Below are 23421 nucleotides of genomic sequence, written 5' to 3' on the forward strand. Positions count from 1 at the left end.
AATTCGATGATAGTCAACCAAAAGGTTCACTTTATGACTGTGCAGCAAATGGCCCAACTGGACGCGACATTTTCGGCATTGAGCGATGGAACAAGACGCGCGATCGTCGCCCGTCTTGCGGATGGCGAGACGACCTTGTCGGACCTTGCCGCTCCCTTCGACATGTCGCTGACGGCCGTGTCCAAACATCTCAGGGTCCTGTCCGATGCCGGCCTTGTCGATATCGAAAAGCGCGGCCGCACCCGCCATTGCCGTCTGCGCGGGGCCCCCATCAAGGAAGCCGTTGACTGGTTGAGCAAGTACGAATCTTTCTGGATCGACCGGTTCGACGCCCTCGCCCGTCACCTTGCCAAAGAGGAGAGCGACACATGAGCGTTCAGGAGATCGACAAGCAGTTTCTCAAATCGGAACCCGGCCAGGAGCCGGTCATTGTGGAAGGCCTGTTCCGGGCCGCGCCTGCGCGCGTGTTCCGCGCCTTCACCGAGCCCGACGAAGTACAGAGCTGGTTTGTGCCGAAATCAGGCGGCCTCGTCTCGGTCGACATCGATCTCAAGGTTGGCGGCAAATGGTGCTTCGTCATTGAAAAGACGCAGGAAAAGCAAATCCACTTCGAGGGCGAATACCTGACCATCGACGCCCCAAGGCGGCTCGAGTTCAGCTGGCGCCACGTTCAGGAATTCGCCGACGGAACGCGGGAGGCGACCGACACCTCTCAGGTTGCGATCACGTTCACCGAGGCCGGCAAGGCAACCGAAGTGAAGCTGCGCCACGAGGCGATCAAGACCGAAGATGCGCGGCGCGGCGTCGGTGGTGGCTGGGACGGCTGCTTCAGACGGCTTGCCGAGATCACGATCGCGTAGCATCCATTTCCGAGGAGATAGACATGACACATCCGCAATTCGTCAACCGGCAGGACTGGCTCGCCGCGCGCAAGGCTCTGCTCGAAAAAGAAAAGTCCTTCACCAGGGAACGCGACGCGCTGTCCGCAGCCCGCAGAAAATTGCCGCTTGTTCTGGTGGAGAAGGACTATGTCTTCGATACGGAGGACGGCCGGAAATCGCTCGCGGACCTGTTCGGGCCACACCCGCAGCTTGCCGTCTATCATTTCATGTTCGGGGAAACCTGGCAGGAGGGCTGTCCGAGTTGCTCGTTCTGGGCAGACAACTACGACCGCCTCGACACGCATCTGGCTGCCCGCGGAACGAGACTGATCGCCGTTTCCAATGCGCCGCTGGAAACGCTCCGCGCCTACAAGTCCCGCATGGGCTGGAGCTTTGACTGGGTCTCGACTGCTGGAAATGGCTTCGGGGTCGATTTCGGCGTCACCTTCCCGGACAAGAAGGACCCGACCGGCCGGGGTTACAATTACAGCGGCAACGACACGGTGCATTCCGAAGAGCTGCCCGGCGTCAGCACCTTCCTGAAGCTCGACGACGGCCGCATCGGCCACAGCTATTCCACCTATGGCCGGGGTCTCGACATTCTGAACATGGCCTACAACATCCTGGACCTGACCCCGATGGGGCGGCAGGAAGACGAGCTACCCTACCCCCAGGCATGGGTGCGCCGGCGGGACATGTATGGCCGGGATGCCTAGATCGGTTTCCGAAGCCGCTCCACGCCTTTCGCGTATCGCATATAGCGGGCTGCACGTTGCTGCAGCCGCTGTTCCGCGGGGAGGCAGACAGCCGACGGGCCACGAGCCGCGCCGGCAATGCGAAATCAGCATCTGGCAGTTGGCCTGAAACCAGAAGTCGCGTACGCTTTGGCGGGTGGTGGCGCACCAGAAACTGCAAATCAACCGTTTTTTGAGTTGAAGCGTCGCGTATGATTGAACACCGGATCTGATTTCAGGGAACATTCGACAACGGAAGATCTCGGTTTGCTTAAAAGACAATTGGCATACCGAACACTGTTTTGAACGATTTTGTATGAAGCATCTTGTTTTGGCGACAACGCTGTTTTTTCTGACAACCGCTCCGATCCATGCGGATGACATCAATGATGATGTCAGGTGCTTGCGCGCGTACAACGGCTGGAACGATGTTCAAAGTATCCTGAACCAGGACGTGAAGGGATTTTGTTTCCATTACAATGCGATGGAATTGCCCAAGCAACCCGGCGTTCATGTCTTCGATCTGACAACGGAGCGCGCGATACTGTCCGTGGAGTGCGAAATCGACGACTTGACCAATATTGATCCGCGTCCCGGCATCTGCGCTCATGTGGTGGCAGGTGGTGGCTGGGGTGGCGTCAGGGGCAATCACATCCTCATGGTCAAGTCTTGCCGCATCGAAAGCACCCACCCGTGCGATGGATAACGCCAAGAGAACCTTTCCGGCTGATCCTCGCCGCCGCGGGATCCACTCGATCCGTCACGTGTCCAAAGAAAGAGCAAGCACGGAGCCCGGACATCAACTGATTTGAACTCGACTTCACGTCTTGTAATGCGGGCGAAATGCTTCAGTGCCGGTTAATCTTCCCCGGCCACCTTCTGCTGATCCAATGGTATGGAATGGACAAAAGGAGACGGTCATGGATTTTGGACCAGCAGGTGCAGTACCGGCCAGCACACAGGCACTGAAATCGGAAGCTTATACATCGAACCCGACCGCGCCGGGTCAAACCGAAACGCCCGAAAGCGAGGCGTCCACGGCGCCAGGCACCCCGGCGGCTCCACCGCCAGGTCTTGGCGAGAGCGTCGATATACAGGCATAGCCGGCCAACCGGACACCGAACCGGGGGCCGACAGCTTCGTGGACCCTTGTTGTTGGGAAGAAACAGAAAAGCCCGCCAGACCGGCGGGCTTTTTTCTTGAGCCTAGGCTCGGATCACGAAGACCGAAACTAACGCGCTCCACGCAGGTACTTGTTGGCATCGCGAAACGAGCGATAGAGCTTCGATGGGAGCCAGCTGAGACGCGACCGGTTATAGGTCAGGCCGTCGCGGACAAGCAGGCAATGTGCTGTGTGTAAATTCATTTTATTCCTCCTTGTGTCCAACAATAGCGCACATAGTGCGCCTAAGCAAGAAATTCAATATTTGACGGTTAATGAAATTCATTAAATTTTATCAATGAGTCAGCCAAAGAAACCGTTAACAGGCGGGAAGCTGCCGGGCGTTTGCCCCGCCGTCATGCATGCGGTACCCGCGCATTTCGTAAAGCTCTCCCCGCTCCGTTATTCGTGCAAGGCTTCCATTCCGGCCGGCAAGGACAAGCCGATCGGGTTCATGACCGAAAACCTGCCGTGGCCTCATTCGAAAGATCCGGTTCTGCCGCCTCGGGAGACGGCAGCATGGGAGAAGATCGCGCTCAAAAAGTGATCGGCTTCGCTCCTGAAAGCGAAGCCGCCATGCCTAGGGTACGGCCTCAAAAATGAGGCCGTACCCTAGCGACCGCAGACTATTTTTCTATGACGCTGAGCAGGTCCGGATTGCGCACGAGGTTCCTGACGCCATGCGCGTATTCCTCGTTGAAGATGTTTCCACTCAGCCAGTAGTCCACGGAGGCGATGGACACTTTGGCGACCTTCGGTCTCACGCTCCAAGTCACCTGGAAGGGTGATCCTTTTTCGTTATACCCCGGCCCTGTCGTTGACCCGGCATACTGCACAGGCGCGCCCGTGTCGGACGGAATGTTCGGCGCCTGATGAAAACCGTCCACGACACCCACCGCGGTGAGCTTGACGAAGTCGAGCGCCTGATCATCGTTGACCAGGACATAAACCTGCGCCTCGACGCGCAGCTGCGGGTTATTGACCGCTTCGCTCAGGCAGGAGCCAAGTGTCGGGCCCGGATCGACCTTTGCGGTCGTGAAGACATAGTGAACCTCGATCGTATCGCCCGGCTCCAGGTCGCCGTGATCACTGGACCCGACCTTGTAGTCAAGCGGTTCAAGTTCGGCATCGCTCAGGGCACCGTTGTACTTGTAACCGGTCCCGTAGCCGTGTCCGTCGCCGTTGCCGGCATAGGTCGTGAATTCGCCGCCCCGGTGTTCCGCGCTTTCGTGAAAGTGAATGTTGCAGAGATTCATATGCGCCCTGGGCGGCGCGGCAACGAACAATCTCGGATTGGCCCCGTCAACGGCACCGATGTCGCGCGGAGACTGGGGTCCGAACCCGGCACCGCTGGTTTTCTCGGCCAGTGCCTGTCGCTGATGCGCGATGACCTCGTTGGAAGCTGCGGCGCTGCCGCCTTCGGAAGCTGTTGCACCGTTGGTGATGGCGCACGCGCAAACGAGTGCCGCCATCGTGGCATGGGATATCTTCATAAGGACACCTTTCAATGTCCCCCACACGAATCTAGTTATAATTGCCAGTGACGAAAATTCCAATTACCAAGTTGCGGCGCTGGCGCTGAAACGAAGGCCACGGCCTTCAAATACCCATAACATCTTGCAACCGGCTTCGACCTGCCGTAAGAACGATCCCGTTAACCACCTGCTCACGCTTTTCCGTCAGGCTGGGTGGCTAAAACGCTGTAACGACCGAAGGCCCCGTTAAGACCCATGATCGCGCAACGCGACATCACCGGTTCTAGCTTCGACGCGCTGATTGAGCGCGGCGGCCTCATTCTACTTGGCGATCTCCTCCTTCTTAGATGCCCCTGAGCGTCGGCTGATCCGTGTTTTGAACGAGCGGAACGGGCACTTAGGGGAGAGACTTCAAATCACCGCCTTACGAATTCCGGATCGCGCCCGTGTTCAAACCTGCAAGAGCCATTTGGAACCGCCGATCCAAGCCAGGGACGAAATGACATGACTGCCACCCAAGAGACGGACCATATCCGCATCTTCGACACCACCTTGCGCGATGGCGAGCAGTCGCCGGGCGCCTCCATGACGCTGGAGGAAAAGCTGCAGATCGCGGAGATCCTCGACGACATGGGCGTGGACATCATCGAAGCCGGTTTTCCGATCGCCTCGAACGGCGACTTCGAAGCCGTCAGCGAAATCGCCAAGCGGTCCAAGAACTCGGTGATCGCAGGTCTGGCCCGCGCCATCCATGCCGATATCGACCGGTGCGGCGAAGCGGTCAAACATGCCGACAAGGGCCGCATCCACACCTTCGTGTCCACCTCGCCGATCCATCTGAAGTTCCAGATGAACAAGTCGCAGGACGAGGTGATGGATATCATCACGGACACGGTAACCAGGTCCCGGAACCTGATCGACGACGTCGAATGGTCGGCCATGGATGCCACCCGCACACCGATCGATTACCTGTGCCGCTGCGTGGAAGCCGCGATCAAGTGCGGCGCGACGACGATCAACCTGCCCGATACGGTCGGCTACGCCACGCCTGACGAATACAAGGCGATGTTCGTAGAGATCCGTGAGCGTGTGCCGAACAGCGATCAGGCCGTCTTCTCCGTCCATTGTCACGATGATCTGGGCCTGGCGGTCGCGAACTCCCTGGCCGGCGTCGCCGGTGGCGCGCGGCAGATTGAATGCACCATCAACGGACTGGGCGAGCGGGCCGGCAATGCGGCCCTGGAAGAGATCGTCATGGCGATCCGCACCCGCGGCGACATCCTGCGCTACACCACCCAGATCGACCCGCAGTTCATGGTGCGCGCGTCGAAGATGGTTGCCGGTGCATCGGGTTTTGCCGTCCAGTACAACAAGGCGATCGTCGGCAAGAACGCCTTTGCTCACGAGAGCGGCATTCACCAGGACGGCATGCTGAAAAACGCCGAAACCTACGAGATCATGCGTCCGGAGGATGTCGGCGTCAAAGCAACGTCGCTGGTCATGGGCAAGCATTCAGGCCGCCATGCCTTCCGCGACAAGTTGCGCGAGTTGGGCTTCGAATTGGGTGACAACGCCCTGCAGGACGCCTTCCGCCGCTTCAAGGATCTCGCCGACCGCAAGAAGCATGTCTATGACGAGGACATCGAGGCGCTGGTCGAGGATGAAATCAACATCCTGGGCGAAAGCACCAAGGTGATAGCCCTGACGGTGATCGCCGGCACCGGCGGTCCTCAGAAGGCGATCCTGACCATGGATGTCAACGGTCAGCACATCACCAAGGAAGCCACCGGAGACGGTCCCGTGGACGCGACGTTCAATGCAATCAAGGCGATCGTGCCCCACGAGGCGACGCTGTCGCTCTATCAGGTCCATGCGGTCACGGAAGGAACCGACGCGCAGGCGGAAGTCTCCGTACGGCTGGAAGCCGAGGGCCGGATTGCCACCGGCAAGGGCGCGGACACCGACACGCTGGTTGCCTCCGCCCGGGCCTATGTCTCCGCCATGAACAAGCTGGCCTTGCGTCAGCAGACCGGCAACCCCGGAGCGCTGCAGGCTGTTTGAGTCTTAACGCGCAGCGCTACCGGCAACATCAAGTCAAACCGCCCCGGTCCAGGGACCGGGGCGGTTTTTTTTTCCAAGGTGAAAGGGTCCGCATCGGCTCGGGAACGCTGAAGACAATTGCCCTGTCCGGCGAAGCCGATGCCTTCCCTTTCTTGTCTATTTACAGAGCTTGCCTGAGTACCGCACGAGCCCCTGAAGGTCGTAGGGATCTCTCAGATCGACGAGGCCATAGCTCTTGAAGGTGCCGCTATAGTCGGCGAGTGTTCCCCGGCCCATGTCCTCTTGAACATCATACGTGATCTCGATCATGTAGCGGCCCGGCCTTCCAGGGACTTCCGTCAGCACACCGGTGTCCTTGGTAAAAATGGCACCCCCGTCCGACCGGCCGAAGTAATGCTCCAGTTCCATTTCCAGACCTGTTTCCGTGACACGCTGCGACAGGATCTTGCCGGCGGCATTTGTCACCGTGCCCATCAGGGTCGCGGATATGATCACGGGTTGCCCCCTCCCTTCAGAGAAGAAGTTCGGAATCGCCACACCGCCCATATCCAGACACTCCTCGGCCTGAGCGGTCGACGCCAACAAGATCAGGCCCACGGTCGCCAGGGATTTGCGTACAAGTTTCATATCAATGGTTTCCTGCTCTATGCCGCAAGGGGATCAACCCCGGGCGATCTCCGCGTTCAGTTGTGCGTTGGTCATGGCCTTGCCGTCGAAATTCCAGGTCCCGTCCACGGTGTGCACGACGTTGGAAAAAATGCGCTCGCGGGGCACATTGCCTCGCGCCTCATCAGAGATGATTTCCGTCGCTTCCTTGAAAAAACCCACCTGGACTTCACGGTCCGCAAAAGCGAAGGACGGCGTTTTGCACTCCAGCCAGACTGCTTCGACCGGCTTACCGCCGGACAAGGCGCCCGTTTTTGGAAGGGACTGGATCTGCATGGTGACGTTTGAAGACATCGCACTGTTGTCTGCAAGGCCGTGCCATTTAAGGAAGGCCTCGGTGATCTTTCGCCCCGCGCGCAAACCTGCCTCCGGTGTCAGCACACCTTCCGTGTAGCTCAATGCAAGTGGCATGATTGTTTCCTTTCTTCTCATTAATATAACGTTCGTTATATTTTTTGACAGACCCTATTTATGTAACGATCGTTATTTTGTCAATGTTATATAGCGATCGCTATATTAAATGAGAGAAGTGATGGCAAAACAACAAGCTAGAAAAGCCGAGACCCAGAAGGCACTGATAGCGGCGGCAAGCCGCTCCTTTCGCGCCAAGGGTTTTGCTGGTGTTGGTGTCGACGGGATTGCAAATGAAGCCGGGGCCACCTCCGGGGCTTTCTACGCCCACCTGGGATCGAAGGATGGTGCTTTTCTGGCGGCGCTCAAGCTGGGTCTCGATGAAGTGATCGAGGCGGTTCCGGACTATCAGAACCGTTTTGGAAAGGACTGGCCGGAAGCCTTTGTGCAGTACTATCTGGGGAGCGCGCATCGCAAGGACCTCGCCTGCGGCTGTGCCATGACCGCCCTGTCACCTGACGTTGTCAGGTCAAGCGTTGAAACCCGCGAACTTTATGAGAAAAAAATGCAGACGATCGCGCGGCTCGTTGGCAGCGGATTGGAGGGTAGCAACGAGGCGGAGCGCCTTCAAAAGGCATGGGCTTTCTTGAGTATTCTCATCGGAGCCCTCACGACGGCCCGGGCCATGGCAGACGAGAAATCAGCGGAAGCCGTCGCCGATGCCGCACGCCGTGCAGCGCTCGCCATTGCAGGGTAAGGCGATTGCAGATCACGAGCGCCGGACACCCCTTGTTCAAGCGAAGCGTCTCAATCAGGAACCACTTCAGCTTTCAAGCGCTTGTTCAACAGGGCTCCAGATCAACCCGCTCGATCCGGTAAAACGAGCACGGAACACCGTGTTTTTCCCTGTCGAACCAGTGCCTGAAGCCTGTCTTTTTCATCACGTGCTGCGACGCATGGTGATCAGCATGCGCATAAGCGATCAGGAAGCTGCTGTCCGAGTTTTCGAAAAACCAGCGCGTCAGCGCTCCGGCAATCTCCGAGGCGTAGCCTTTGCCCCAGGCGGAGCGTTTGAGGCTGTAGGCAAGTTCATACCCGTCGGGATCGCTCATCCAGTCTATGCCGGCGCGGCCGACATATTCGCCCGTGCGTGTGATCAGCTTGCGCCGGCCAAAGCCTGAACCGTCATTTCGGTCGATGAATTCAAGCAGCCGGGTCTTCACCTCTTCGCGGGTCATTGGCCGCGGACCGGGTGAATGGTAGCGGTTCACGTCCGGATCGGAATGGTGCTCCAGCAGAGAGGGAAAATCCGCCAATTCGAACGGCGCGAGCCGGAGACGTTCCGTTTCAAGAATGATGTCTGACAAGACGGTCAGTCCGGTTGGAGGCAGTGCACACTCGGATATAGTGCGCTGTGGGCTGATTAATACCGGCCTGCGGACGGAAGCGTTCCGTACCCGTCAGGCACTCATGAGGTAGGATTGCATCGACGGGCTGAAGAGCTGGAAGACGTCGGCCTGCATGCCTTCGATCTTCTTGCTTTCACGATGATTGAAGCCGACATCCTGCACCACATCACGCATGGCCCTGTTGTCGGTCCGCACGACTGCAACAAGATGTGAGAAATAGGTGTTTTCGAAGAACCAGCCGGTCAATGCCGTACAGAGCCGTTTTGCGATCGTGCCGTCCAGATCGAGAATCTCGTTGGAAAGGCAGTAGTTCAGACTGATCTCGGAAGTTTCGCTTACCGGCGTGAAGCCCGCCCATCCAAGGAAGCGCCCATCTTCTGCAACGGCCTTCCACTTGGCAAACCCGAGTTCAGCCTGGTTCTGAAGCGCAGAACGGACAAGTTCGGCGGCGTCGGCGGACAGGGACCCTGTCGAGAATTCCGTATAACGATTTCCAAAGAGGTCGGAGCGAAGGTTTTTGACGAGATTAATATCGGACGGGGAGAAGGGAACAAGCCGCACTGAGCCGCATTCGAGAATAATCGTCTGCACCATGGTCCTCCTCTGAGATCAGATCTTGTCAAGCGGTTTCCTGCCAGGGCGAAGAAACTTCCGGAAACGAATGCCGGACGCCTAACCCTGAATTGTGCCAACTCGAAGGCATACAAAAGTATAAGGTCAAAAAGGGCAAAAATATATGCGTATTCCCAACAGGTTACCGTAAAACTCCATGCTGCAGCGCACCGCCTTTAAGTTGACTAGGTTAAATTATGGCTGCGCAATGATCTCATCTGCCCCGATTCCCTGCGATGGATCAACTCGTTGCCAGTCCGGCATCTGGTTGCGGAACCAGGTTTCCTGACGCTTGGCGTATTGCCGCGTCGCAACAGTGAGCCTGTGGACGGTTTCTTCAAAACCCGTCTCTCCGGACAGGAAGTCTCGAATCTCGCCCACGCCGATCGCCCGCATGGCAGGCAATTCCGGTGACAATCCCTTCGCCAATAGCGTTCGGACTTCACCGATTCCCTCATCGCTCAGCATGAGGCGGGCACGCTGCTCGATGCGCTCATGCAGCCAGGGGCGTGGTGGCGCCAGAACGACCCTGACGCACTCGTCCCTGGCAAGAAACGGCGCAGTCTGGGCGGACACCTGCCACGCGCTCAGCGGTTTGCCGGTCGCGACGATCACCTCCAGTGCCCTGGAAAGACGCTGCGGGTCGTTGAGGGCTGCCGCAGCCTCCCGGTCCCCTTCCCGTATCAGGGCATTGCGCAATCCTTCCACACCTTCGCGGTCACCAAGCGCGCGGGCCTCCCGGCGAACCGCCTCGGGTATTTCGGGCATATCCGCGAAGCCCTCGGTCAGCCCCTTGAAGTAAAGCCCGGTTCCACCGACGACGACAGGCACCTTGCCTTCGGCTCTCAGCCCGGTGATCTCGTCCGCAGCGAGACGCAGCCAGGCCCCGGTCGAGAAAGCCGTCGACGCAGGCAGGATGCCGTAGAGCCGATGCGGCACCATCTTCTCTTCTTCCGCGCTCGGGCGAGCGCTCACAAGGCGCAGATCTTCGTAGAGCTGCATGGAATCCGCATTGACAATCACGCCATTGCACTCCGCCGCGACTTTGAGCGCGAAAGCGGACTTGCCGCTCGCGGTCGGTCCGGCTATCAGGATGGCGCGGCCGTTGCCAGGCTGTTTGCTTTTGCGTTCCAGGGATGCGTCCATGTCTTTTGTTGCCACTTTGGTGTCTACCCCGACGGCCCCGGCTGTCGATCAGGATCTTGTCCGCCGGGCCTCGAAGGCGCTGGGACAGACAACGGCCGAGACGGTCCTGAGCCCCGGTGTCGCGGCCGACATCCACTTTGAGGCCGCCGACGCAACCGCGATTGCCGCCGCCGAATCCAGAATACGAACTGTCATCGGCGCGGCGCCGGTCGACGTCTTTGTGCAGCCAGAAACGGATCGCCGCAAGCGCCTTTTGATCGCCGACATGGATTCCACGATGATCCGTCAGGAGTGCATCGACGAACTGGCGGCGGAACTCGGGCTGAAAAAAAAGATTTCCGGGATCACCGAGCGCGCCATGCGGGGCGAGATCGATTTCGAGCCTGCCTTGCGTGAAAGGGTCGGCCTGCTTGCAGGTCTCTCCGTTTCCGCGATCGATACCGTGCTCAGCAACAGGATCGTGCTGATGCCAGGTGGCCGGACATTGGTTCAGACGATGAAGGCAAACGGCGCTTATTGTGCGCTCGTGTCAGGCGGCTTCACGCACTTTACCAGGTCCGTCGCCGCCATGATCGGCTTCGACGAGAACCAGGCAAACACGCTCCTTGAGGAAAACGGCAAACTGACCGGCAAGGTCGCCGAACCCATTCTCGGACGCGATGCCAAGCGCGAACGCCTGGAAGAACTTGTTGCCGACAAGTCCATCGAATTCAGCGAGACGCTCGCGGTTGGCGACGGGGCAAACGATCTCGCGATGATCGAGCGTGCCGGTGCCGGTGTTGCCTATCGCGCCAAACCCGCCGTCGCCGAGGCCGCCGATTTCCGGGTTGACCACGGTGACCTGACAGCGCTCCTGTACCTGCAGGGCTACGCGGAAAAGGACTTCGTTCTCAGCTGAACGAACCGGATCCGCCCTTGCACTAGCGGCAAGTGCCGGAAACAAAAGGGCGCCTCAGCGGGCGCCCTTTCTCTTTCCAAAACCGTCAGGCTCTATTCGTCTTCGATCCGCACCGGTACGAAACGAACATCACCCGTGGGGTTTGACAGAAGCAGAAGAGCGGAACGCCGTCCGTCATCCTTCAGCTTGCCGATCTCCGATGCGACGTCAGCCGGTGTTTCGACCGGTTCCTGCGCGACTTCCTTGATCACATCGCCGGCGGTAATCCGTTTTTCTGCAGCCGACGTGTCCGGCAGGACTTCGGTCACCACAACACCGGTCACATCGGCATCGATGGAAAACTGCTCGCGCAGCGCGTCGTCCAACTCGGCCAGCATCATTCCCAGAACCTCGCTTTTGGCTGCAGGTTCCTCGGCCGGCTCTTCGTCTTCCGTGACGCTTGCCTGTGTCGGCGTGCTTTCTTCCAGGCGCTCGAGGATCACGTTGATCGTGACTTCCTCGCCCTTGCGCAGGACGACAACCTCGACTTCTTTGCCGATCGCGGTTTCAGCCACCATGCGCGGCAATTCACGCATTTCCTCAACTTCATTGCCGTCGAACTTGATGATGACGTCACCGGCCTCGATTTTCGCCTTTGCCGCGGGACCGTCCTCGGTGACGCCGGCCACCAGCGCCCCCATTGCCTCGTTCATGGCCAGGCTTTCGGCGATTTCGTCTGTGACTTCCTGAATGCGGACGCCCAGCCAGCCGCGCCGGGTTTCACCGAACTCGCGCAACTGGTCGATGACCCGCATGGCGGTCTTTGCCGGGATGGCGAAGCCGATCCCGATGGAACCGCCGGACGGCGAAATGATCGCGGTGTTGATGCCGATCACGTTGCCCTGCATGTCGAACAGCGGGCCACCCGAGTTCCCGCGGTTGATGGAAGCATCGGTCTGGATGAAGTTGTCGTAAGGGCCGGAATTGATGTCCCGGTTCCGCGCGGAAACGATCCCGACGGTCACCGTACCGCCGAGGCCGAACGGGTTGCCGATCGCCATCACCCAGTCACCGACGCGGATCGTGTCGGAATTGCCGAAATCGACGGCTTTCAACGGGGTTTCCGGCTCAACCTTGAGCACGGCCAGGTCGGTCTTCTCGTCCGTTCCGATGATCTCTGCCCGCAGTGCGGTGCCGTCATTGAAGTTGGCGGTGATCTCGTCGGCACCTTCAATCACGTGATTGTTGGTGATGATGATGCCTTCGGTCCCGTCGATCACGAACCCGGAGCCGAGCGACTGGACCCGGCGCGGCGCCTGTTCGTTGTCCCGGTTCTGCCGATTGAAGAATTCCTCGAAGAACTCCTGGAACGGAGATCCGTCCGGCACCTGTGGCATCGGCACCGACCTGCGACCCTGTACGGTCTGGGCGGTTGAGATGTTGACGACCGCGTCCGCGAGATTCTCCGCGAGGTCCGCGACCGACACCGGTCCCTGCGCCTGCGCGGTCTGAACGGGCTGAAACGCGATCATTCCGCCAAGCACGAGACCCGCCGCGGCAAACGCGATCCGGGACATGCGACGGCGAACAAAATTTGGAGCCATAGGGCTTTCTCCTCATCCCTTCCGGTACAGCTGCCTGACCATGAAGACAGCCGGAGCTTCTAACGATGTTTAGTCCAGAATATAGAACGGGCGGGAGATTTTTGCCCCTCCCGCCCGGAAACTTTTCGTTATCCGCGTATGATCCACACAAATATGAGGCCCAGAACGGCCACGACAATGCCTGCAACGCGCAAGGTCTGATCCGATGTTTCCAGAGCGCTCCGCATCATGCTCTTCATGCCGCCGGGCATGAGCGCATAAAGAACGCCTTCGATAACCAGAACCAGGCCAAGCGCGGTTACAAAGTCATTCATTGCGCGGCGAGAGAGGGCGACCGGGTCGAGATCCCTGTCCCGCCGTCGTCACCGCTTCCGGCCGGCGCGTTCACGCCCGTCGGGTCCTTGAAGAACCGGAAGAAGCTGGAATCGGGAGACAGCACAAGGCTGGTATCACCCGACTGCAAGCCGGCTTCATAGGCCTGCATGGACCGGTAGAAGGCGAAGAACTCCGGATCGGCACCGAAGGCTTCCGCGAAGATCCGGTTCCGTTCCGCATCGCCGTCACCGCGGATGATTTCCGCATCCCGGTTGGCTTCAGCTTCGATGACGGTCGCATCACGATCGGCACGCGAGCGGATACGGCGGGATTGCTCTTCACCCTGCGCGCGGATTTCCGTCGCTTCCCGCTGACGTTCCGTCTGCATGCGGGCATAAATCGCCTGCGAGTTGGCATCGGGAAGGTCCGCGCGGCGGATCTTCACGTCGATCACCTCGATCCCGAGTTCTTCCGCGTTCGCACTGACGTCGCGGCGGATATTTTCCATCACGCCGGAACGGTCGTCACGCACCAGCGCCACGAAGCTGGTCCGGCCGACCTCGGAACGAAGCGAGGACTGCAGCAGCGTCGACAGACGCCGGTTGGCCGTCAGTACGTTCTGGACACGCTGGTAGAACAGGACCGGATCGGAAATCCGGTAGCGTGCGAACGCATCCACAATCAACCGCTTCTTGTCCGAGGAAATCGGCTCGAGCGGCGGCATGTTCAGGTTCAGGATACGCTTGTCCAGGTAGACAACGTTCTGAACGAACGGGATCTTGAAATAGAGACCGGGCTCGGTCTTCGGAGCTTCCGTGATCTGACCGAAGCGCAGGACAAGCGCCTGCTGGGTCGGATTGACGACATAGACCGACAGGTAGCCGACAACGGCAACGACGGCGAGGACAATTACAATGATACCGCTACGCATGATCAGTTACCTCCTGTCCGCGTGGCGGGCGCACTGCCGCCTCTGTTCAACTCGTTCAGCGGCAGGAACGGCAGTACGCCGGAGCCTGAGGATTCACTGTCGATGATGATCTTGTTGTTGGATCCGAGGACCTTTTCCAGGGTCTCCAGATAGAGACGCTCACGCGTCACGTCGGGAGCCTTCTGGTATTCCTCGTAGATCTTGCTGAAACGCTGCGACTGACCGGTCGCTTCCGCGATGGTCTGATCCTTGTAACCGTTTGCCTGTTCCAGAACGCGCGCAGCCTGACCGCGGGCTTCGGGAACGATCCTGTTGGCGTAAGCTTCCGCCTCGTTTCGGATACGCTCCTGGTCGGCCCGGGCCGCCTGAACGTCACGGAACGCCTCAATGACCTGTGCCGGCGGGTCAACCCGCTGCATCTGCACTTCCGAGATTTCGACGCCGGCACGGTAGGCGTCGAGTGTCGACTGCATCAGCGTGGCAACGTCGTTCTGGATGGAGACGCGGTTTTCGGTCAGGATCGAGTCGATGTTGGACCCGCCGACGACTTCACGCATCGCGCTTTCCGCGACCGCTTTCACCGTGGCTGCCGGTTCCTGGATGTTGAACAAATAGTCGGTGATCCCGTCGGTCGTGTTCTTGACACGCCACAGCACCTTGAAGCCCACGTCGACGATGTTTTCATCGCCCGTCAGCATCAGGCTTTCCTCGGGAATGTCGCGCGCGCGCACCGCACCGGACGTGGAGAAAGTCTCGTCCACGCCGACCGTGGTTTCACGCTGGAGTTCGACCGCCGGCTTGTAAACGTCACCAATCGGGTAAGGAAGATTGTAGTTCAGACCCGGAGAGGTAATCCCGACAACGTCACCGAGCACCAGCTCGACGCCGCGCTCGCCTTCGTCGACCGTGTAGATGCCCGTGGCCAGCCAGCCGACAATGCCGATGCCGATCACGATCAGGACGCCCGCAAAACCGATGCCGCCACCGCCGCCGCCCGGAAGCACGGTCTTCATGCGGTCCTGGGTCTTTTTCAGCAGCTCTTCAAGGTCTGGCGGGTTGCCGCCGCCGCCTCCGCCCCGGTTCGGGCCACCGACCCAGGGGCCGTTGTTGTTACCGCCGCCGCCGCCGCCCCATGGGCCGCCATTGTTTCCGCCACCCTTCCAGGGGCCACCGCCGCCTGACTGATTGCTCCAAGGCATCAAGACTTCCTTCTGTGAACTCCGGCGTCAGCCGCCGGACATGGGCTTTCACCCGTTCTGACTCACCGTTGGTTATAGGGAGGTTACCGGATGCTTTCAATGCGAAGACCGGCATACTTTCCGCGTAAAACCCATGTGTTTTCCCGTGCCGCAGGTGGTGCGCAATTGTGGCGGTGTCAAGTCGTTGCTGCCGAAAGATCTGGGCGAAGGGTTAATTGCCCGCGCCGCACCTGCGGGTCATGTCGACATGTGGAATGCCGTCTTCGAGATATTCCTCCGAAACAGTCTCAAAGCCCAGCGACCGGTAGAAGCTCTCCAGATGCGCCTGCGCAGACAGATCGATGACACCCGAGGGCAGGATTTCCTCGACTTTTTCGATCCCCGCAAGCATCAGTTTCCGGCCAAGTCCCGTTCCACGCGCCGACGGCGCGATGACCACCCGTCCGATCCTCGCCGTTCCGGCTTGAACATCTTCCGTGACACGAACGGTCCCGATCAGCGCGTTGGAGGACCCGTCACGCACGAGCAGGTGCAGCGCCTCCGGATCCTTGCCGTCAATGTCCGGATAAAGCGAGGTCTGTTCGATGACAAAGACATCCTGCCGGAGCTTGAGCAGGTCATGCACATCGAGTGGCGACATCTGCTGCAACCGGCACCATCTTGCGCTCTGGGTCGTTTCGAATTCCATTGTGATACTCAGTTTGCGCCGGATATGCGGCGATAGGTCACGAAGGTGAAGCCGGCACTGTCTTTGTCCGTGCGCTCTCCGGGGACCCGGTTCACCTCTTCCCAGGCCGCAGGGTCTATTGACGGGAAACGCGTGTCACCGACCGGTTCCGCATCGACTTCGGTTATCTCCAACCGGGCCGCCTCGCCGATCGCCTGTCCGTAGATCTGGCCGCCACCGATGCAGAAGATCTCGTCCACTCCAAGTTCATCGGCACGCCTTTCCGCCGTTTCAAGCGCCATCGGCCAGGATGTCGCCGTGTCGACGCCCTCGGGTGCGTAGTCTGGATCGCGCGAGATCACCACGTGGGGACGCCCCGGCAAGGGACGCCCGCCAAAGGACACAAATGTCTTGCGCCCCATGATCACTGGTTTTCCGAGCGTGAGGCGCTTGAAATGCTTCAGGTCGGACGACAGCTGCCAGGGCATGTCGTTGTCCGCGCCGATGACACCGTTCCGGGCAACGGCTGCAATGAGAACCAGGTCAGGCAAGTGGGTCTCCGAATCCCGTTTCCTTTTCCAAGTGCGCCTCCTAGCATAAATCGCAGCACGCGGAGAGTTTTTCGCGCTCTCTTTTCCAGGGCCTGTCGGATATCACGGTCCGCGCGCGTCCTCGGTGAGAAACTCAAGGGTACGGACCCAAAAGGACAGGAAGCTTCAAATGTCAGAACTGATGGAAACCGTATTGATCGAACGCACCCGGGCCCTGATCCCGGACAAGAATGTCGAACAGAAAAAGATGTTCGGCTCCACCTGCTTCATGGTCAACGGCAACATGCTTGTGTGCGCATCAAAGCGCGGACTGATGGCGCGTGTGGGCAAGGAGCAGGAAGCCGAGGCCCTCGCCAGGCCGAATGCCTCGCCCTGCAAACCGGCCGGACGGCCTATGCCCGGTTTCATCAAGGTCGACCCGGATGGCATTGAGAGCGACAACGACCTGAAGTTCTGGGTCGACATGGCGCGCGCCTATGTCTGCTCTCTGCCCGCCAAGGCACCCAAACCGAAACAGAAGCCCGCCGGGAGGAGAGCCTGATGCCGTCACAAGGTTTTTCGCCCGAGACATTTGCGTTTCTGGCCGATCTGAAGGCCAACAATTCGAAGGAATGGTTCGACGCCCACAAGCCGGACTATCAGCGGGCCGTGAAGAAACCCGCCGATGCCCTGCGCGCCGATCTCGCCGAGAGGCTGTCCGCGCTGACCGGTCTTGAAACCGCCTCCAAGCAGTTCCGGATCAACCGGGATCTGAGGTTTTCAAAGGACAAGACGCCTTACAACGCACACATCCGGATGGCTTTCTGGCCGAAGGGCAAGGCGTTCGAAGGCAGGGATGCGCAACCGCCAAGCTTTTTCGTATCCTTCGAACCGGGCCACATCCGCCTCGGAACCGGCTGCATGGCGTTCTCCAAGGCAGCTCTCGGCTCCTATCTCCACGCCCTTGAAAGCGGCGGCGGCGAAATTGCCGGCCTCCTGTCAGACCTGGAGGAAATCGGGTTCGAAAGGTCCGCGCCGGATCTCGCCAAGCCACCGCGCGGGTTTCCGAAGGACCATGAACACGCCGACCTCGCCCGCCACAAGGGCCTTGCCGTCTGGACGACGATCGCGGACACGGCTCCCGCCACGGGCGACAAGGCCGCAACCTTCCTCGTCGACGCCTGGAAACCCACACTGGCCTTCTGGACCTGGCTCCTGGACCTTTCCAAGGCCTCGTGATCAGGTGGAGCCCAGCGGCCTTGCTGACGCGACCTCACGCGTGGCCCACCCTTCGAGACGGACCTGACGGTCCTCCTCAGGATGAGGGTCTGAATTAGCTGCCACTTCTGCGGCTTCACCCCGCGAAAACCTCATCCTGAGGAAGCGCGTTAGCGCTGTCTCGAAGGATGGGCCGCTTGCCTAGCGTTGCGTCTTTCCTCTTCGAGCAGCCAATTCGGGAAGCAGCTCATAATCGCCGCGGATGAGCGCTTCCTTTTTCTCACGCCGCCAACCTTTTATCTGGCGTTCGCAGGCAATTGCATCGGTAATCCTGTCGAAAACGCAGTTGAATACCAGGGTGACCGGCCTGTGTCGGGCTGTGTAGCCGTCGTGAATGCCCTGCTGATGTTCACTGACCCGGCTTTCAAGATCTTTTTGGGTGATGCCCGTGTAGTAGCTGCCGTCCGAACACCTGAGAATATAAACGATTGCCGCCATGCACTTTCATTTCTGATTGCATTACAAAGATAAAACTATCTGGAATTGAAGATGTCAACAAGCAGCTCATCCTTCGAGACAGGCCTGCGGCCTTCCTCAGGATGAGGTCGTGTATCGACAAACTCTGCTGCATCAGCAACAAAATAGCACCTCATCCTGAGGAGGACCGTCAGGTCCGTCTCGAAGGATGGGCTGCACACTCGGTAGAACCCAGAACCTGCCCGCCCCTCAAGCCTTCTGCAGGTTGGCGAGGATGATTTCCAGCCAGACCCTGGTGGGCGGGATCCAGGCCATCCAGTTGTTGTAGTTGCCGGAATAGATCACTGCGGCTACGTCGGCCTTCGGGCAGACGAACAACCTCTGGCCGCCATTGCCGAAGCCACCGAACCAGGGCACCGGGCCGCCAAGCGCCGCGTTCTGAGCCTTTCCGCAAAACCAGAAATAGCCGTAGTCGACGCCTTCACCGGTCGCCAGAACGGGACGGAGCGACGCCCGGAGCCAGGCTTCGGGAACAATGCTGCGCCCGTCCCAGACGCCGTCATTGAGCACGAGACGGCCGATTTTCAGAAGATCTGGCGCGGTCAGCCGGACGCCCGAAGCGGACGAATGGGTGCCATCCTTGCCCGCGGACCACTTGAACGTCTTGATGCCGAGCGGATCGAACAGGACATCTTTTGCGAAATCCGGCAGCGTTTGCCCTGTGCCCTTTTCGATGATCCTGCCGACCAGAGCCGTGGCTCCGCCGCTGTAGATCCAGCGCGTTCCGGGCTCCGACACGAGATTTCTCTCCAGTATGTAGCGGTAGCGATCCGCGGCGAGCTCCATCGCGATTTCGCTGTTTTCCGGGTCCGTATAGGGCTTCGTCTCGTCCCATTCCATGCCGAGGCTCATCGTCAGCGCATGCTCGATGGTCCGTTCCATCCGGGCCGGGTCCGCGGAAAGGTCCGGATAGTCGGCAAATTCGCTCAGGATCGGCGTGTCGATGCGCGGCACAAGCCCCTTCTCCAGCGCGATACCGTAGAGAAGGCTGACCAGGCTTTTGGTGATCGACCTGAGGTCATGCAGCGTGTCGGGTCCGAAGTCCACGTCACCGATTGGCCGGCCCCAATCCTCGTCCGGTCCGCTCCCGTAACTTTCCAGAATAGTCTCGCCGCCCCGCTCGGCAAGCACGACATGCAGGTGCCGCAAGAGGCCCGATTCCACGCCGGCAACCAGCTTGCGGCCGATCATCGGATCGAACCCGTTGTCTTCGGCGGCAACCGCGTGAGGCGACAGGGAGATTGCATCGTCGTGAGAGATCATGAGCTTTGTCCTGATGGGAAGATGCCGATGAGCGCAACCGAAAGTGTACACAAGAAAGCGCACATTTTTGCGTCTGACTTCTAATCAGTCTCCCGGACTTGACCTTCCAGCTGCTGGAAACATCATATCACCACACGAACTCCTCCCTGATCAGGCAACCCGGAGACGGATTTGGATCGCAGGTCATTCTTGAAAACCACGCTGGCGGGCAGCGCGATTGCAGCTTTTCCGAAGCTGACACTTGCAAAGACATCGGACGATTTCCTTGAGCTGAGAGCCGCAGCCGGCGAAGCGCGCCTTTATGGCGACAAGGGCGGCGCCTCTCCGCTGTGGCTCTACAACGATCGCCTGCCGGGACCGGAAATCCGGGTGAAACAGGGGGAACGGGTCAGGGTTCGCTTCATCAACGAGCTCGACGAACCGACCTCGATCCACTGGCACGGCATCCGTATCGACAATGCGATGGATGGCGTGGCAGGCGTTACGCAACCGGCCGTCGGACCTGGCGAAAGCTTCGACTACGATTTTGTTGCACCGGACGCCGGAACCTACTGGTACCACGCCCACAACATGAGCTGGAACCAGGTTCCGCGCGGTCTCTCCGGGCCACTCATCGTCGAGGACCACGACAACCTCTTCTCCGGTGACGCCGACATCAGTCTCGTGCTGAGCGACTGGCGCCTGGACGAGAACGGCGTACTCGACACGGCCAGCTTTGGCGCACGGCACGACTTTTCGCATGCGGGACGCCTGGGCAACTGGCTGACGGTCAATGGCGTTTCCCTGCCGGATATTCCGTTGCAAAAGGGCCGCTGGCACAGGTTGCGCCTCATCAACGTGTCCGCCTCGCGGATCCTCGACCTCGCCCCGGAGCGCATGGGCGCGAAACTGATCGCGCTGGACGGCCAGACCTTGAGCGAACCGCGGGAGGTCTCGGGGATTGTACAGCTGGCTCCGGCACAGCGCATGGATCTTGCCGTGCAGCCAACGGAACCCGGAACTTTTCCTCTCGAAATGATGACCGGACAGCCCTTCGCGTTTGCCAACTTCCAGGTCTCCGATGGAGGTGGGCGGGACGGTCCACTCTCGCTTCCCCCGGTCAACCGGTTGCCGGAGCCGGATCTTGCCGACGCGCTCGAACTGCCGCTCGTCATGCAGGGCGGCGCCATGGGTGGAATGCGCGCCCTGATGGAGGACCGGTCGGAAGACGAGGTGCGCAAGATGGTGCAGGACGGCCAGTTCTGGACCTTCAACGGGGTCGCCGGCATGCAGGGCGAGCCGATGTTCAATGCAAGGCGCGGCGAGACAATCGTTCTGGAAAGCCGGAACGACACCGGCTTCCCGCATGCGATGCACATTCACGGGCATCACTTCCGCCTGCTGGAAAAGGACGGAGAGCCGCTGAAACACCAGGACTGGCGCGACACCTTCACGACGCAGCCTCAAGAGACGGTCAAGATCGCGTTCGTCGCCGACAATCCCGGCAAGTGGCTGATCCACTGCCACATGCTCGGCCACGCGGCCTCGGGCATGATGACCTGGTTTGAGGTGGTGTGAACGGCCGGTACCGGAGACCCGATGGCGCGTGTTCTGCTTTTGTGAACCGGCTGCGGTTTCACGCGCCTCAAAAATCCAGCAGCCGTCAAGCCATGGCATGACCTGGTTGGAAAGGATTGCCGAACTTGTGCCGTAGACAAAGCAGCATAATTCCGGCCGCCGCCATGTCTGGATGTGAACTTGTTCCCTGGATTTGTCATCCCGGTTTGCTGCGCAAGCGGCAAGACCGGGACCCAGTACTCCATGTGGCCGGCGGTTCTCAGAAGAAGGAGAAACAGGTGGTTACTGGGTTCCGGCCTTCCGCTGCGCTTCAGCCGGAATGACAAGTCTCCTGCCCTGAGATGGCCTCACCAACCAGTGTCATTGCAGGGCTTGACCCTGCAATCCATGCCGAGACTTCTCCACCGCCTCAAGTTTCAGAAACGAAACGGCGTGGATGCCATGGTCAAGCCATGGCATCACCGGGTAGGAAAGGATTGCCGAACTTGTGCCGTAGACAAAGCAGCATAATTCCGGCCGCCGCCAGGTCTGGATGTGAACTTGTTCCCTGGATTTGTCATCCCGGTTTGCTGCGCAAGCAGCAAGACCGGGACCCAGTACTCCATGTGGCCGGCGGTTCTCAGAAGAAGGAGAAACAGGTGGTTACTGGGTTCCGGCCTTCCGCTGCGCTTCAGCCGGAATGACAAGTCTCCTGCCCTGAGATGGCCTCACCAACCAGTGTCATTGCAGGGCTTGACCCTGCAATCCATGCCGAGACTTCTCCACCGCCTCAAGTTTCAGAAACGAAACGGCGTGGATGCCATGGTCAAGCCATGGCATCACCGGGTAGGAAAGGATTGCCGAACTTGTGCCGTAGACAAAGCAGCATAATTCCGGCCGCCGCCAGGTCTGGATGTGAACTTGTTCCCTGGATTTGTCATCCCGGTTTGCTGCGCAAGCAGCAAGACCGGGACCCAGTACTCCATGTGGCCGGCGGTTCTCAGAAGAAGGAGAAACAGGTGGTTACTGGGTTCCGGCCTTCCGCTGCGCTTCAGCCGGAATGACAAGTCTCCTGACCTGAGATGGCCTCACCAACCGTCGTCATTGCAGGGCTTGACCCTGCAATCCATGCCGAGACCTCTCCACCGCCTCAAGTTTCAGAAACGAAACGGCGTGGATGCCATGGTCAAGCCATGGCATCACCGGGTAGGAAAGGATTGCCGAACTTGTGCCGTAGACAAAGCAGCATAATTCCGGCCGCCGCCAGGTCTGGATGTGAACTTGTTCCCTGGATTTGTCATCCCGGTTTGCTGCGCAAGCGGCAAGACCGGGACCCAGTACTCCATGTGTTCGAAGATTTACGGAATTCGGAAGAGTCGAAACGATCACACCGCGATCGGTGCCGCGATATGCGGGTGCGGGTCGTAGCCGACCAGCTCGAAATCCTCGAACTTGAACGCGAACAGATCCGTGACGTCCGGATTGATCTTCATCTGCGGCAGGGCGCGCGGGGCGCGGGTGAGCTGTTCGCGCGCCTGATCGAAATGGTTGGAATAAAGGTGCGCATCGCCGAGCGTGTGCACGAAATCACCCGGTTTCAGGCCGGTGACCTGCGCCACCATCATGGTCAGGAGGGCATAGGAGGCGATGTTGAAGGGCACACCGAGGAACACGTCCGCGGACCGCTGATAGAGCTGACAGGAGAGCTTGCCCTCCGCGACATAGAACTGGAACAGGGAGTGGCACGGCGGCAGCGCCATCTCGTCGACCAGTGCCGGGTTCCAGGCCGACACGATCAGCCGCCGGCTCTCCGGGCTCTTACGGATCATCTCAAGCAGTTTCTCGATCTGGTCGATCGACCGGCCGTCCGGCGCAGGCCATGACCGCCACTGGTAGCCGTAAACCGGACCGAGTTCACCGGTCTCGTCCGCCCAGTCATCCCAGATCTTCACGCCGTTCTCGTTGAGATAGCGAATGTTGGTATCGCCCGCGAGAAACCAGAGCAGTTCGTGAATGATTGACCTGAGGTGCAGCTTCTTGGTTGTGACCACGGGAAAGCCGTCGGCGAGATCAAACCGCATCTGGTACCCGAAGACCGACCGTGTGCCTGTTCCGGTGCGATCGCCCCTGTCGACGCCCTCATCCAGAATTTTCGTCAGGAGGTCGAGATATTGCTGCACGGCAACGCCTTTCGGACGCGGATTTGAGTGGACAGGCTAACTTCGCAGATTCTGCGAAAAACACATC

Annotated in this window: 27 protein-coding genes; 10 read left to right on the top strand and 17 right to left on the bottom strand. The window is 59.5% G+C overall.

The genetic code is table 11. The features are described 5' to 3' along the window. Nucleotides 1–48: 48 nt before the first annotated feature. Genes ACO07N_RS27535 through ACO07N_RS27545 form a run of 3 tightly spaced genes read left to right on the top strand, consistent with a single transcriptional unit; the run spans nucleotide 49 to nucleotide 1597 of the window. Complete coding sequence (locus ACO07N_RS27535) at nucleotides 49–372, top strand: ArsR/SmtB family transcription factor (RefSeq protein ID WP_421984499.1); 324 nt, start codon at nucleotides 49–51, stop codon at nucleotides 370–372. Then, complete coding sequence (locus tag ACO07N_RS27540; RefSeq protein WP_421984061.1) at nucleotides 369–860, top strand: SRPBCC family protein; 492 nt, start codon at nucleotides 369–371, stop codon at nucleotides 858–860. Before ACO07N_RS27535 ends, ACO07N_RS27540 begins: the two co-directional genes overlap by 4 nt. A 23-nt stretch (nucleotides 861–883) precedes the next feature. Beyond that, nucleotides 884–1597: a DUF899 domain-containing protein gene (locus tag ACO07N_RS27545; protein ID WP_421984062.1), complete on the top strand. Its 714-nt coding sequence runs from the start codon at nucleotides 884–886 to the stop codon at nucleotides 1595–1597. 289 nt (nucleotides 1598–1886) lie between these two features. Here the strand turns inward: ACO07N_RS27545 and ACO07N_RS27550 are convergent, their stop codons facing one another. Further along, nucleotides 1887–2327 carry a hypothetical protein gene (locus ACO07N_RS27550; protein ID WP_421984063.1) on the bottom strand — a complete coding sequence of 147 codons (441 nt, stop codon included), beginning with the start codon at nucleotides 2325–2327 and terminating at the stop codon, nucleotides 1887–1889. Between the two features lie 208 nt (nucleotides 2328–2535). On the opposite strand from ACO07N_RS27550, the gene ACO07N_RS27555 reads away from it, so the two are divergent. Continuing rightward, a complete protein-coding gene (locus tag ACO07N_RS27555) occupies nucleotides 2536–2718 on the top strand; it encodes a hypothetical protein (RefSeq protein ID WP_421984064.1) in 183 nt (60 codons plus the stop codon). A 128-nt stretch (nucleotides 2719–2846) separates the two neighbouring features. Here the strand turns inward: ACO07N_RS27555 and ACO07N_RS27560 are convergent, their stop codons facing one another. Beyond that, nucleotides 2847–2981 (bottom strand): hypothetical protein, encoded by a 135-nt coding sequence (locus ACO07N_RS27560; RefSeq protein ID WP_421984065.1) that lies wholly within the window; start codon nucleotides 2979–2981, stop codon nucleotides 2847–2849. Between the two features lie 422 nt (nucleotides 2982–3403). Next, nucleotides 3404–4270 carry a delta-class carbonic anhydrase gene (locus tag ACO07N_RS27565; RefSeq protein ID WP_421984066.1) on the bottom strand — a complete coding sequence of 289 codons (867 nt, stop codon included), beginning with the start codon at nucleotides 4268–4270 and terminating at the stop codon, nucleotides 3404–3406. Nucleotides 4271–4756: 486 nt separating this feature from the next. Between ACO07N_RS27565 and ACO07N_RS27570 the strand changes: the two genes are divergently transcribed. Then, on the top strand, nucleotides 4757–6313 hold the full coding sequence (locus tag ACO07N_RS27570) for a 2-isopropylmalate synthase (protein ID WP_421984067.1): 1557 nt from the start codon (nucleotides 4757–4759) through the stop codon (nucleotides 6311–6313). A gap of 156 nt (nucleotides 6314–6469) precedes the next feature. On the opposite strand, the gene ACO07N_RS27575 is transcribed toward ACO07N_RS27570, so the two are convergent. Beyond that, on the bottom strand, nucleotides 6470–6940 hold the full coding sequence (locus ACO07N_RS27575; protein ID WP_421984068.1) for a hypothetical protein: 471 nt from the start codon (nucleotides 6938–6940) through the stop codon (nucleotides 6470–6472). A 33-nt stretch (nucleotides 6941–6973) separates the two neighbouring features. Next, complete coding sequence (locus tag ACO07N_RS27580; protein ID WP_421984069.1) at nucleotides 6974–7390, bottom strand: 4-oxalocrotonate tautomerase; 417 nt, start codon at nucleotides 7388–7390, stop codon at nucleotides 6974–6976. A gap of 121 nt (nucleotides 7391–7511) precedes the next feature. On the opposite strand from ACO07N_RS27580, the gene ACO07N_RS27585 reads away from it, so the two are divergent. Then, entirely contained in the window at nucleotides 7512–8087 is a 576-nt protein-coding gene (locus ACO07N_RS27585) for a TetR/AcrR family transcriptional regulator (RefSeq protein WP_421984070.1), read from the top strand. A gap of 85 nt (nucleotides 8088–8172) precedes the next feature. Here ACO07N_RS27585 and ACO07N_RS27590 read toward each other — a convergent pair whose 3' ends face one another. The 3 genes from ACO07N_RS27590 to miaA form a co-directional block, all read right to left on the bottom strand. Next, nucleotides 8173–8697: a GNAT family N-acetyltransferase gene (locus ACO07N_RS27590; protein ID WP_421984071.1), complete on the bottom strand. Its 525-nt coding sequence runs from the start codon at nucleotides 8695–8697 to the stop codon at nucleotides 8173–8175. 93 nt (nucleotides 8698–8790) lie between these two features. Further along, nucleotides 8791–9333, bottom strand: a complete 543-nt coding sequence (locus ACO07N_RS27595; protein ID WP_421984072.1) for a GNAT family N-acetyltransferase — start codon at nucleotides 9331–9333, stop codon at nucleotides 8791–8793. Between the two features lie 213 nt (nucleotides 9334–9546). Then, on the bottom strand, nucleotides 9547–10512 hold the full coding sequence (gene miaA, locus ACO07N_RS27600; RefSeq protein WP_421984073.1) for a tRNA (adenosine(37)-N6)-dimethylallyltransferase MiaA: 966 nt from the start codon (nucleotides 10510–10512) through the stop codon (nucleotides 9547–9549). Between miaA and serB the strand changes: the two genes are divergently transcribed. Next, entirely contained in the window at nucleotides 10496–11395 is a 900-nt protein-coding gene (serB, locus tag ACO07N_RS27605; RefSeq protein ID WP_421984074.1) for a phosphoserine phosphatase SerB, read from the top strand. The two genes, miaA and serB, sit on opposite strands and share 17 nt — an antisense overlap. 92 nt (nucleotides 11396–11487) lie before the next feature. Here serB and ACO07N_RS27610 read toward each other — a convergent pair whose 3' ends face one another. The 6 genes from ACO07N_RS27610 to ACO07N_RS27635 all read right to left on the bottom strand — a co-directional run bounded on the left by ACO07N_RS27610 (nucleotide 11488) and on the right by ACO07N_RS27635 (nucleotide 16641). Then, nucleotides 11488–12978, bottom strand: coding sequence for a Do family serine endopeptidase (locus ACO07N_RS27610; RefSeq protein ID WP_421984075.1), 1491 nt, complete (start codon nucleotides 12976–12978; stop codon nucleotides 11488–11490). Nucleotides 12979–13106: 128 nt separating this feature from the next. Beyond that, nucleotides 13107–13292, bottom strand: coding sequence for a DUF2065 domain-containing protein (locus ACO07N_RS27615; RefSeq protein ID WP_421984076.1), 186 nt, complete (start codon nucleotides 13290–13292; stop codon nucleotides 13107–13109). Then, nucleotides 13289–14224 (bottom strand): protease modulator HflC, encoded by a 936-nt coding sequence (hflC, locus tag ACO07N_RS27620; protein WP_421984077.1) that lies wholly within the window; start codon nucleotides 14222–14224, stop codon nucleotides 13289–13291. The genes ACO07N_RS27615 and hflC overlap by 4 nt, the downstream gene beginning before the upstream one ends. Nucleotides 14225–14226: 2 nt before the next feature. Next, complete coding sequence (hflK, locus tag ACO07N_RS27625; protein ID WP_421984078.1) at nucleotides 14227–15423, bottom strand: FtsH protease activity modulator HflK; 1197 nt, start codon at nucleotides 15421–15423, stop codon at nucleotides 14227–14229. 211 nt (nucleotides 15424–15634) lie between these two features. Further along, nucleotides 15635–16111, bottom strand: coding sequence for a GNAT family N-acetyltransferase (locus ACO07N_RS27630; protein WP_421984079.1), 477 nt, complete (start codon nucleotides 16109–16111; stop codon nucleotides 15635–15637). Between the two features lie 8 nt (nucleotides 16112–16119). Beyond that, entirely contained in the window at nucleotides 16120–16641 is a 522-nt protein-coding gene (locus tag ACO07N_RS27635) for a dihydrofolate reductase (protein WP_421984080.1), read from the bottom strand. 169 nt (nucleotides 16642–16810) lie between these two features. Here ACO07N_RS27635 and ACO07N_RS27640 point away from each other — a divergent pair, with 169 nt between their 5' ends. Next, nucleotides 16811–17182, top strand: a complete 372-nt coding sequence (locus ACO07N_RS27640; RefSeq protein WP_421984081.1) for a TfoX/Sxy family protein — start codon at nucleotides 16811–16813, stop codon at nucleotides 17180–17182. Further along, nucleotides 17182–17859 (top strand): DUF2461 domain-containing protein, encoded by a 678-nt coding sequence (locus ACO07N_RS27645; protein WP_421984082.1) that lies wholly within the window; start codon nucleotides 17182–17184, stop codon nucleotides 17857–17859. Before ACO07N_RS27640 ends, ACO07N_RS27645 begins: the two co-directional genes overlap by 1 nt. Nucleotides 17860–18039: 180 nt before the next feature. Here ACO07N_RS27645 and ACO07N_RS27650 read toward each other — a convergent pair whose 3' ends face one another. Further along, nucleotides 18040–18336: a GIY-YIG nuclease family protein gene (locus ACO07N_RS27650; protein WP_421984083.1), complete on the bottom strand. Its 297-nt coding sequence runs from the start codon at nucleotides 18334–18336 to the stop codon at nucleotides 18040–18042. 228 nt (nucleotides 18337–18564) lie between these two features. After that, the gene (locus tag ACO07N_RS27655; protein ID WP_421984084.1) at nucleotides 18565–19638 is read right to left on the bottom strand and encodes a serine hydrolase domain-containing protein; all 1074 of its coding nucleotides are present in this window, start codon (nucleotides 19636–19638) and stop codon (nucleotides 18565–18567) included. A gap of 189 nt (nucleotides 19639–19827) precedes the next feature. On the opposite strand from ACO07N_RS27655, the gene ACO07N_RS27660 reads away from it, so the two are divergent. Then, nucleotides 19828–21195, top strand: coding sequence for a multicopper oxidase family protein (locus tag ACO07N_RS27660; protein WP_421984085.1), 1368 nt, complete (start codon nucleotides 19828–19830; stop codon nucleotides 21193–21195). Between the two features lie 1364 nt (nucleotides 21196–22559). Here ACO07N_RS27660 and ACO07N_RS27665 read toward each other — a convergent pair. Continuing rightward, a complete protein-coding gene (locus tag ACO07N_RS27665) occupies nucleotides 22560–23354 on the bottom strand; it encodes a thymidylate synthase (RefSeq protein WP_421984086.1) in 795 nt (264 codons plus the stop codon). Between the last annotated feature and the right edge of the window lie 67 nt (nucleotides 23355–23421).

Origin of the sequence: Roseibium sp. (genome assembly GCF_965229775.1) — a bacterium.
In the GTDB taxonomy this organism is placed as follows: domain Bacteria; phylum Pseudomonadota; class Alphaproteobacteria; order Rhizobiales; family Stappiaceae; genus Roseibium.

What these genes read in the sequence shown, in the direction of transcription:
- ACO07N_RS27615 (WP_421984076.1), bottom strand. Translation starts at nt 13,292, where the DNA reads ATGAATGACTTTGTAACCGCGCTTGGCCTGGTTCTGGTTATCGAAGGC.
- ACO07N_RS27585 (WP_421984070.1), top strand. Translation starts at nt 7,512, where the DNA reads ATGGCAAAACAACAAGCTAGAAAAGCCGAGACCCAGAAGGCACTGATA.
- ACO07N_RS27655 (WP_421984084.1), bottom strand. Translation starts at nt 19,638, where the DNA reads ATGATCTCTCACGACGATGCAATCTCCCTGTCGCCTCACGCGGTTGCC.
- ACO07N_RS27595 (WP_421984072.1), bottom strand. Translation starts at nt 9,333, where the DNA reads ATGGTGCAGACGATTATTCTCGAATGCGGCTCAGTGCGGCTTGTTCCC.
- ACO07N_RS27650 (WP_421984083.1), bottom strand. Translation starts at nt 18,336, where the DNA reads ATGGCGGCAATCGTTTATATTCTCAGGTGTTCGGACGGCAGCTACTAC.
- ACO07N_RS27610 (WP_421984075.1), bottom strand. Translation starts at nt 12,978, where the DNA reads ATGGCTCCAAATTTTGTTCGCCGTCGCATGTCCCGGATCGCGTTTGCC.
- ACO07N_RS27570 (WP_421984067.1), top strand. Translation starts at nt 4,757, where the DNA reads ATGACTGCCACCCAAGAGACGGACCATATCCGCATCTTCGACACCACC.
- serB (WP_421984074.1), top strand. Translation starts at nt 10,496, where the DNA reads ATGTCTTTTGTTGCCACTTTGGTGTCTACCCCGACGGCCCCGGCTGTC.
- ACO07N_RS27535 (WP_421984499.1), top strand. Translation starts at nt 49, where the DNA reads ATGGCCCAACTGGACGCGACATTTTCGGCATTGAGCGATGGAACAAGA.
- ACO07N_RS27645 (WP_421984082.1), top strand. Translation starts at nt 17,182, where the DNA reads ATGCCGTCACAAGGTTTTTCGCCCGAGACATTTGCGTTTCTGGCCGAT.
- hflC (WP_421984077.1), bottom strand. Translation starts at nt 14,224, where the DNA reads ATGCGTAGCGGTATCATTGTAATTGTCCTCGCCGTCGTTGCCGTTGTC.
- ACO07N_RS27540 (WP_421984061.1), top strand. Translation starts at nt 369, where the DNA reads ATGAGCGTTCAGGAGATCGACAAGCAGTTTCTCAAATCGGAACCCGGC.
- ACO07N_RS27560 (WP_421984065.1), bottom strand. Translation starts at nt 2,981, where the DNA reads ATGAATTTACACACAGCACATTGCCTGCTTGTCCGCGACGGCCTGACC.
- ACO07N_RS27630 (WP_421984079.1), bottom strand. Translation starts at nt 16,111, where the DNA reads ATGGAATTCGAAACGACCCAGAGCGCAAGATGGTGCCGGTTGCAGCAG.
- hflK (WP_421984078.1), bottom strand. Translation starts at nt 15,423, where the DNA reads ATGCCTTGGAGCAATCAGTCAGGCGGCGGTGGCCCCTGGAAGGGTGGC.
- ACO07N_RS27640 (WP_421984081.1), top strand. Translation starts at nt 16,811, where the DNA reads ATGTCAGAACTGATGGAAACCGTATTGATCGAACGCACCCGGGCCCTG.
- ACO07N_RS27555 (WP_421984064.1), top strand. Translation starts at nt 2,536, where the DNA reads ATGGATTTTGGACCAGCAGGTGCAGTACCGGCCAGCACACAGGCACTG.
- ACO07N_RS27565 (WP_421984066.1), bottom strand. Translation starts at nt 4,270, where the DNA reads ATGAAGATATCCCATGCCACGATGGCGGCACTCGTTTGCGCGTGCGCC.
- ACO07N_RS27545 (WP_421984062.1), top strand. Translation starts at nt 884, where the DNA reads ATGACACATCCGCAATTCGTCAACCGGCAGGACTGGCTCGCCGCGCGC.
- ACO07N_RS27575 (WP_421984068.1), bottom strand. Translation starts at nt 6,940, where the DNA reads ATGAAACTTGTACGCAAATCCCTGGCGACCGTGGGCCTGATCTTGTTG.
- ACO07N_RS27580 (WP_421984069.1), bottom strand. Translation starts at nt 7,390, where the DNA reads ATGCCACTTGCATTGAGCTACACGGAAGGTGTGCTGACACCGGAGGCA.